This is a genomic window from Kitasatospora sp. NPDC050463, from assembly GCF_040655255.1.
Taxonomy (GTDB): domain Bacteria; phylum Actinomycetota; class Actinomycetes; order Streptomycetales; family Streptomycetaceae; genus Kitasatospora.
Genome location: NZ_JBFAJO010000163.1, coordinates 1 through 6,753, shown reverse-complemented (window position 1 = coordinate 6,753; position 6,753 = coordinate 1). Strand labels below are relative to the sequence as shown.

Annotated in this window: 8 protein-coding genes; 3 read left to right on the top strand and 5 right to left on the bottom strand. The window is 70.8% G+C overall.

Annotated features, from left to right (window positions below):
• Positions 1-138: 138 nt before the first annotated feature.
• The 4 genes from rplI to rpsF form a co-directional block, all read right to left on the bottom strand.
• Positions 139-585, bottom strand: a complete 447-nt coding sequence (gene rplI, locus AB0J08_RS40765; RefSeq protein WP_329488772.1) for a 50S ribosomal protein L9 — start codon at positions 583-585, stop codon at positions 139-141.
• A 17-nt stretch (positions 586-602) separates the two neighbouring features.
• Complete coding sequence (gene rpsR, locus AB0J08_RS40760) at positions 603-839, bottom strand: 30S ribosomal protein S18 (RefSeq protein WP_030304537.1); 237 nt, start codon at positions 837-839, stop codon at positions 603-605.
• A gap of 78 nt (positions 840-917) precedes the next feature.
• Entirely contained in the window at positions 918-1,523 is a 606-nt protein-coding gene (locus tag AB0J08_RS40755) for a single-stranded DNA-binding protein (protein ID WP_360644990.1), read from the bottom strand.
• A gap of 96 nt (positions 1,524-1,619) precedes the next feature.
• On the bottom strand, positions 1,620-1,910 hold the full coding sequence (gene rpsF / locus AB0J08_RS40750) for a 30S ribosomal protein S6 (RefSeq protein ID WP_148643846.1): 291 nt from the start codon (positions 1,908-1,910) through the stop codon (positions 1,620-1,622).
• A gap of 301 nt (positions 1,911-2,211) precedes the next feature.
• Between rpsF and AB0J08_RS40745 the strand changes: the two genes are divergently transcribed.
• The 3 genes from AB0J08_RS40745 to AB0J08_RS40735 all read left to right on the top strand — a co-directional run bounded on the left by AB0J08_RS40745 (position 2,212) and on the right by AB0J08_RS40735 (position 4,883).
• Positions 2,212-2,511, top strand: a complete 300-nt coding sequence (locus tag AB0J08_RS40745; RefSeq protein WP_360644987.1) for a hypothetical protein — start codon at positions 2,212-2,214, stop codon at positions 2,509-2,511.
• A gap of 175 nt (positions 2,512-2,686) precedes the next feature.
• A complete protein-coding gene (locus tag AB0J08_RS40740; RefSeq protein ID WP_360644984.1) occupies positions 2,687-3,805 on the top strand; it encodes a peptidoglycan bridge formation glycyltransferase FemA/FemB family protein in 1,119 nt (372 codons plus the stop codon).
• A 43-nt stretch (positions 3,806-3,848) separates the two neighbouring features.
• On the top strand, positions 3,849-4,883 hold the full coding sequence (locus AB0J08_RS40735) for an alanine racemase (protein WP_360644981.1): 1,035 nt from the start codon (positions 3,849-3,851) through the stop codon (positions 4,881-4,883).
• 48 nt (positions 4,884-4,931) lie between these two features.
• Here AB0J08_RS40735 and AB0J08_RS40730 read toward each other — a convergent pair whose 3' ends face one another.
• Entirely contained in the window at positions 4,932-6,548 is a 1,617-nt protein-coding gene (locus AB0J08_RS40730) for a glycosyltransferase 87 family protein (protein WP_360644978.1), read from the bottom strand.
• Between the last annotated feature and the right edge of the window lie 205 nt (positions 6,549-6,753).

Sequence of the window (6,753 nt, the reverse complement as noted above, 5' to 3'; positions counted from 1 at the left end):
CACGCTGTCCGCCGCGGCACTCGGCCAGCTCCACACCGCGGCCGGGACCGGGTTCGCGCCGCCGTTGGTGTGGCTGACCCGCCGCGCCGTGGGCGCCCCGGGAGGGGGAGGCCGGCCCTCGGGCCACTACTACGGAGCTCAGGCAGCGACGACGGCGACGTCGAGGTTGGCCTGGACGTCGGAGTGCAGCTTGACCGAGACCTTGTGGGTGCCCACGGTCTTGATCGGCGAGGCGATCGCGACGGCGCGCTTGTCCACGGCCGGGCCGCCGGCGGCCTTGATGGCCTCCACGACGTCGGCCTGGGTCACCGAACCGAACAGACGGCCGGCCTCGCCCGAACGAACGGCCAGCTTGACCTGGACGCCCTCGAGCTTGCCCTTGACCTCGTTGGCGGCCTCGAGGGTCTGGATCTCGTGGATCTTGCGGGCGCGACGGATGGCGTCGACGTCCTTCTGGCCACCCTTGGTCCAGCGGATGGCGAAGCCACGCGGGACCAGGTAGTTGCGGGCGTAGCCGTCCTTGACCTCGACGACCTCGCCGGCGGAGCCGAGACCCGGCACCTCGTGCGTGAGGATGATCTTCATTACTTGGTCACCCTCTCTTAGCGCGCGGTGCTGGTGTAGGGCAGCAGCGCCATCTCACGGCTGTTCTTCACGGCCGTGGCGACGTCACGCTGGTGCTGGGTGCAGTTGCCGGTCACCCGGCGGGCACGGATCTTGCCGCGGTCGGAGATGAACTTCCGCAGCAGGTTCGTGTCCTTGTAGTCAACGTAGTTGACCTTGTCCTTGCAGAAGACGCAAACCTTCTTCTTCGGCTTGCGAGCAGGCGGCTTCGCCATTGTGTGCTCCATTTGGGGTTCACGGCCCGGCAGGCGTCTCACGACGCCGGCGCCGGACCGCACGAAATCTGTCAGCTCTTAGAACGGGGGCTCTTCCGAGAAGCCGCCACCGGACGGAGCGCCCCAGCTGCCGCCGCCCTGGTTTCCACCAGAGGGAGCGCTGGACGCCCACGGGTCGTCGGACGGGGCGGACTGGCCACCGGAGTTTCCACCCCAGTTGCCGCCCTGCTGGCCGCCACCGCCGCCGCCCCAGTTACCGCCCTGGCCGCCGCCGCCCTGCTGGCCGCCGCCGAAGCCGCCGCCGCCGGGAGCGCCGGACCGGTTGGCCCGGGTGACCTTCGCGGTCGCCGAACGCAGGCTCGGGCCCACCTCGTCGACCTCGACCTCGAAGACCGTCCGCTTCTCGCCTTCCTTGGTCTCGTAAGACCGCTGGCGCAGTCGGCCCTGCACGATGACGCGCATGCCGCGCTGCAGCGACTCGGCGACGTTCTCCGCCGGCTGCCGCCAGACGTTGCACGTGAGGAAGAGGCTCTCGCCGTCCTTCCACTCGTTCGTCTGGCGGTCGAAGGTGCGGGGAGTGGACGCGATGCGGAACTTCGCGACCGCCGCACCCGACGGGGTGAAGCGCAGCTCGGGGTCGTCGACGAGATTGCCGACGAGGGTGATGACGGTCTCGCCTGCCATGGTGGTGATGACCTCTCCGGAAGAGTTCCGTTCACCGCTGTTTCACGTGAAACAGCGGACGCGAGCTACCCGAGGCCCGAAGGCCTCAGAGGTGGCTCAGTGGGTGTCCGGGCGCAGGACCTTGGTCCGCAGAACCGACTCGCTCAGGCCAAGCTGGCGGTCGAGCTCCTTGACGACCTCAGGCGTGGCCTTGAGGTCGATGACCGAGTAGATGCCCTCGGACTGCTTGTTGATCTCGTAAGCCAGACGGCGACGGCCCCAGGTGTCGACCTTCTCCACCTTGCCGCCGCCGTTGCGGACGACAGTGAGGAAGTTCTCGATCAGGGGGGCGACAGCGCGCTCCTCGACCGAGGGGTCGAGGATGACCATCAGCTCGTAGTGACGCATGAGTAACCCACCTCCTTTGGACTCAGCGGCCACGGTCTCTCCGTGGCAGGAGGGTTGTGCAGCGTCGGCACCGGAGTAGTGACGACACCGGCTCACCGTAGCGGCCGGGTCCGACACTCGAGCCCCGTCCACCCGAAAGAGGGCGCAAGGGGGCACAACTACACCAGTGCAGACTGCACAGCCTACCCGCACCCGGACGGCCGAACAAAATGCATAGGGGTTGTGATCCGCGCCCCAATCGCCGCAATCTGGACGGAACGGGTTTCCTGCTCGTTCGTCTCCCCACCAGGAGGTGGGACTCATGGCCCAGACCATCCACCGGCTCCCCGCCCTCACCCTGAACACCGACGGCCATCGGCACCCCCGCGAGAACACCCTGGTCGGCATCACCCTGCTGCTGGGGGTGCTGGCCTTCACGGCCTCGTTCTTCCACAACCTGCACCTGCTGAGCTCCTGGAGCGGGCTCCTCGGTGTCGCCACCGGCCTCTGGGGACAGTTCGTCTCCGTCACCACGGCCGAACGCTTCGTCCTGGTGATCAGCCTCACCGCCGCCGCGTTCGGCTTCTACCTGGGAATGGCCCACGGCGGCCTCTTCGGCTAGCCGTCCCACCGCCCCCGTGCGGAACCCCCGGCGCCCCCGTCGCGTACCTACTCTGAGACAGGTACGCGCCGGGGGCGCCGCCACGCCCGCAGCCGTGGGCGCCGGGGCCCCGGACGATAGGGTCAGCCCGAGAACCTGGGGCCCACCGCAGCCCGACCAACGAGGAGCACCGAGCATGAGCCTGCGCCTGAGGACGATCACCCGCGAGGAGCATCTCGCCTTCATCAGGAGCCGCGCCTCTGCCAGCCACATGCAGGTGCCGTCCTGGGGCGACGTGAAGGCGGAGTGGCGCACGGAGTCGATCGGCTGGATCGACGAGTCCAACCAGATCGTCGGCGCCGGCCTGGTGCTCTACCGGCAGCTGCCGAAGGTCAAGCGGTACCTCGCCTACCTGCCCGAGGGCCCGGTGATCGACTGGTTCGACCGCGACCTCGACCGCTGGCTCTCCCCGATGCTGGCGCACCTCAAGTCGCAGGGCGCGTTCTCGGTGAAGATGGGCCCGCCGGTGGTGATCCGGCGCTGGAACGCGCCGACCATCAAGGAGGCCATCGCCGGCAAGCAGGCCAAGCGCCTGCGCGACATCGAGGCCGACTGGTACGAGCCGCGCGCCTTCGAGGTGGCCGACCGGCTGCGCAAGGCCGGCTGGCTGCAGGGCGAGGACGGCGGCGCCGGCTTCGGCGACGTCCAGCCGCGCTACGTCTTCCAGGTGCCGCTGGCCAACCGCTCGCTGGACGACATCCAGAAGGGCTTCAACCAGCTCTGGCGCCGCAACATCAAGAAGGCCGAGAAGAGCGGCGTCGAGGTGGTCCAGGGCGGCTACGACGAGCTGCCGATCTTCCACCAGCTGTACCTGGTGACCGCCGAGCGCGACCGCTTCACCCCGCGCCCGCTGGCCTACTTCCAGCGCATGTGGAAGGCCCTCACCTCCGAGGACCCCAACCGCATGCGGCTGTACATCGCCTACCACGAGGGCGAGCCGCTGGCCGCCACCACGATGCTGGTGGTCGGCGAGCACGTCTGGTACTCCTACGGCGCCTCGGCCAACCACAAGCGCGAGGTCAAGCCGTCCAACGCGATCCAGTGGCGGATGATGCGCGACTCGTACGCGCTCGGCGGCGGGGTGTACGACCTGCGCGGCATCAGCGACACGCTGGACGAGAACGACCACCTGTTCGGCCTGATCCAGTTCAAGGTCGGCACCGGTGGCCAGGCCGCCGAGTACCTCGGCGAGTGGGACTTCCCGCTCAACAAGCTGCTGCACAAGGCGCTCGACCTCTACATGTCGCGCCGCTGAGACGCTTGCCCGCCGTGCCCAACACCCTCTGGGAGATGACCCGATGACGCTGTCGCTCTACCTCGACACCGAACGCTGGCGCACCCACCAGCGCTCCGTCCTGGCCGAGTTCCCCGGCCTGGTGCCGGTGGCGAAGGGCAACGGCTACGGCCTGGGCAACCACCGGCTCGCCGAGGAGGCGACCCTGCTCGGCACCGGCGTACTGGCCGTCGGCACCGCCTACGAGGCGGCCGACGCCGCCGACTGGTACGGCGGCGAGCTGCTGGTGCTCACCCCGTACCGGATCGGCGAGGAGGTGCTGCCGCTGCCGCACGCCCGGGTGATCCGCACCGTGGCGAACCTGGACGGGCTGCGCGCGCTGCACGGCGCCCGGGTGGTGGTGGAGTGCATGACCACCATGCGCCGGCACGGGGTGAGCGCGGCCGACCTGCCGACGGTCGCCGCCGAGCTGGACGGCGTCTCCTTCGAGGGCCTGGCGCTGCACCTGCCGATGGACCGGCCGGACGGCTCCGACCCGGTGGACGAGGTGGCCCACTGGGTGGACACCGCCCGGGCGGCCGGGATCCCCGTGCACACCGTGTTCGTCAGCCACCTCGGCGCGGCCGGCATGGAGAAGCTGGCCCAGCGCTACCCGGACACCGTCTTCCGGGCCCGGATCGGCACCCGGCTCTGGCTCGGCGACCACGGCGCGCTGGAGGTCCGCGCGACGGTGCTGGACGTCACCCCGGTCGCGAAGGGCGACCGCTACGGCTACCGCCAGCACCCGGCGCCGACCGACGGCCACCTGCTGGTGGTCGCCGGCGGCACCGCGCACGGCATCGGCCTGGAGGCGCCCAAGTACGTCCAGGGGATGTCCTCGCGGGCCAAGGGCATCGCCCGGGCCGGACTGGCGACGGTCAACAAGACCAAGTCGCCGTTCAACTGGGCCGGCAAGCAGCTCTGGTTCGCCGAGCCGCCGCACATGCAGGTCTCGCTGCTCCTCCTGGACAACGAGACCAAGCCGCCGGTGGTCGGTGACGAACTCGTCCTGCAGGTCCGGCACACCACCACGCACTTCGACCGCGTGGTCGACCGCTAGCGCGCGCGTGAGGGTCCCGCCCGGCGGCCGGGCGGGACCCTCACGGCGCTACGGCCTGGTGCTCCAGGCCGACTCCGGGGTGTGCGGCTCGTCGTCGAGCCACAGCTCGGAGCCGGCCGGCTCGTAGCCGGCGTAGCTCGCCTCCTCGCGCAGTTGCCGGGCGGTACCGACCACGAAGACGTCCGGGGCCCGGTCCAGCACCCCGCCGGACGGGTCGTCGGTGCCGTCCCAGCGCACCGGGTCGCGGTCGGGCCGCAGGATGTCGCGGATCACCATGCCGCACAGGTAGAGCGTGCCGAGCAGGTGCAGCACGATGGCGAAGTGGTACCAGGACTCGCCGATCCCGTGCTGCTTGGGCCCGGTGACGAAGCCCAGGTGGGACCAGATGCCCAGGGTGTAGAGCACCTCGCAGGCCTGCCAGATCAGGAAGTCCCGCCAGCGCGGCCGGGCCAGCACCGCGAGCGGCAGCACCCAGAGCGCGTACTGCGGCGAGTACACCTTGTTGAACAGGACGAAGGCGGCCACCACCAGGAAGGCCAGCTGGGCGAAGCGCGGGCGGCGGGGCGCCGAGAGCGCCAGCCAGCCGACCCCCAGGCAGGAGAGCACCATCAGCACCGCGACGAAGGTGTCGAGGTTCTCCAGGCCGACGCCCCGGCTCTGCATCAGGATCAGCCAGATCGAGCCGTAGTCCTCGGTGCGGTGCTTGCTGAAGACGTAGAAGGTCGACCAGCCCTGCCAGTTGGCGATCATGATCGGCAGGTTGACCAGCAGCCACGCGCCGACCGCGCCCCCCAGCACCGCCCGGAACTCGCGCCAGCGCCCGGCCCGCCAGCAGAGCAGCAGCAGCGGGCCGATCAGCAGCAGGGGGTAGAGCTTGGCGGCGGTGGCCAGACCGATGAAGACACCGGCCCAGACCGGCCGCGAGCCGGCCCACCAGGCCATCCCGACGGCGGCCAGCGCGACCGCCAGCAGGTCCCAGTTGATGGTGGCGTTCAGCAGCAGGCAGGGGGCGAGCGCGAACATCAGCGCGTCCCAGGGCCGGCGCCGGTGGGTGCGCGACAGCGCGACCACGGCGACCACCGCGCAGGCCATCAGCAGGCCCGCGTTGATCGCCCAGAACCACTGCTCCTGCTGCTGGCCGGAGCCCCCGCCGGGCGTCAGCCAGGCCGCGATCTGCATGAACAGGCCGGTCAGCACCGGGTACTCGAGGTACTGAAGATCCCCCGAGGTGCCCGGGATGCGGTCCACGTAGGGGTGCAGGCCGGCCGCGAAGCCGCGCCCGGAGAACAGGTGCGGGATGTCGCTGTAACAGGCGTGGATGTACTGCGGCGAACCCGGCTGGAACCAGGCGGCGTCGTAGCAGGGCAGCTTCTGCACCATGCCCAGCACCGAGACCACGATCACCACCAGCGCCAGGAAGCGCGCCGGGATCCACCAGGAGACGCCCAGCAGCGCGCGGCGGCCGGGCGGGCCGCCGATCACCTCACTGCCGGCCGCGGCCACCGGGTCCTCGTCCGCCGGGACGACCACCGTGTTGGCGGGCGGCACGGCCGTGGCGGTGACCGTGGCGGCTGCGGGCGCCGTGGCGGGCAGCGCCGGGGCGGGCCCGGAGGCCTCGATGGGCCCGATCTGGCCGACGGATTCGTCACGAGCGCTCGACGTCATGCCGGACATCCTGCCGCACCTCTCCCGGCTGGACGAGGAGGCCCCCGGGCGGGCGCCGGGCGATCCGGTGATTCATGACCACCTGGCGAGAAGGACGGCGCCCACGACCTCGACGGGGCCGACCGGGCCGACGGAGCCGGCCAGGACGGCTGAAACGGCGGTGGCGGGGGCCGCGCGGGGGGGGGCCCCCCCCCCGGAGACGCGG

What these genes read in the sequence shown, in the direction of transcription:
- rpsR (WP_030304537.1), bottom strand. Translation starts at nt 839, where the DNA reads ATGGCGAAGCCGCCTGCTCGCAAGCCGAAGAAGAAGGTTTGCGTCTTC.
- AB0J08_RS40755 (WP_360644990.1), bottom strand. Translation starts at nt 1,523, where the DNA reads ATGGCAGGCGAGACCGTCATCACCCTCGTCGGCAATCTCGTCGACGAC.
- rpsF (WP_148643846.1), bottom strand. Translation starts at nt 1,910, where the DNA reads ATGCGTCACTACGAGCTGATGGTCATCCTCGACCCCTCGGTCGAGGAG.
- AB0J08_RS40735 (WP_360644981.1), top strand. Translation starts at nt 3,849, where the DNA reads ATGACGCTGTCGCTCTACCTCGACACCGAACGCTGGCGCACCCACCAG.
- AB0J08_RS40740 (WP_360644984.1), top strand. Translation starts at nt 2,687, where the DNA reads ATGAGCCTGCGCCTGAGGACGATCACCCGCGAGGAGCATCTCGCCTTC.
- rplI (WP_329488772.1), bottom strand. Translation starts at nt 585, where the DNA reads ATGAAGATCATCCTCACGCACGAGGTGCCGGGTCTCGGCTCCGCCGGC.
- AB0J08_RS40745 (WP_360644987.1), top strand. Translation starts at nt 2,212, where the DNA reads ATGGCCCAGACCATCCACCGGCTCCCCGCCCTCACCCTGAACACCGAC.
- AB0J08_RS40730 (WP_360644978.1), bottom strand. Translation starts at nt 6,548, where the DNA reads ATGACGTCGAGCGCTCGTGACGAATCCGTCGGCCAGATCGGGCCCATC.